At 55.9% G+C, this 775-nt stretch carries 1 protein-coding gene; it reads right to left on the bottom strand.

All coding sequences use genetic code 11. The features are described from left to right. On the bottom strand, positions 1-775 hold a 775-nt coding region (locus tag ACTHUT_RS21315; RefSeq protein WP_440419800.1), incomplete at both ends, for a calcium-binding protein.

The raw sequence follows: 775 nt of genomic DNA, 5'->3' as shown, positions 1-775 counted from the left end.
CCTTCGCCGCCGTAAAGACTGTCATCGCCTTCTCCGCCTTTGAGCAGGTCATCACCGTTATAGCCGTACAGATTATCGTCACCTTCGCCGCCGTCCAGCACATCGGCGGTATCCCAGCCATAGAGGCTTTCGTTGCCGTCGGTACCGACGCCTTCCACCTTCATACCGGCCATGTCTTTGGCGGTAACGGTTTTGTCGTCAAAGGCAAAGTCGTAGTAGCGGTAGTCATAACCATTGAAATAACCCTCTACGGTTACGGTATCTTCACCACCGTAGGCTTTGATGACCAGGTTGTTACCCGAACGGGTAAATACAGCTTCGGCAAACTTGGCACCGTTGAAGCGCAGCGTATCCGTATGCTCCAACAGGCTGCCGTAGTCGGAAACCACATCCTTGCCATGACCTTTCTCGAAAACATAGGTGTCGGCTTCGCTGCCGCCACCGTACAGCCTGTCGTCTCCAGCCCCGCCGTTCAGAATGTCGCTGCCTTCGCCACCGTACAATTCATCGTTGCCTTCGCCGCCTTTGAGGATGTCGCTGCCTTCGCCACCGTACAATTCATCGTTGCCTTCGCCGCCTTTGAGGATGTCGGCACCTTCCTCACCACTCAGGTAATCATTGCCCGCATTGCCTTCCAGCGTATCGGCTCCTTCGCCGCCGTAAAGACTGTCATCGCCTTCTCCGCCTTTGAGCAGGTCATCACCGTTATAGCCGTACAGATTATCGTCACCTTCGCCGCCGTCCAGCACATCGGCGGTATCCCAGCCATAGAGGC

Source organism: Neisseria sp. P0022.S010 (assembly GCF_051956635.1).
The sequence above is the reverse complement of the archived record's forward strand: the minus strand, read 5'-3'. Positions and strand labels throughout refer to the sequence as shown.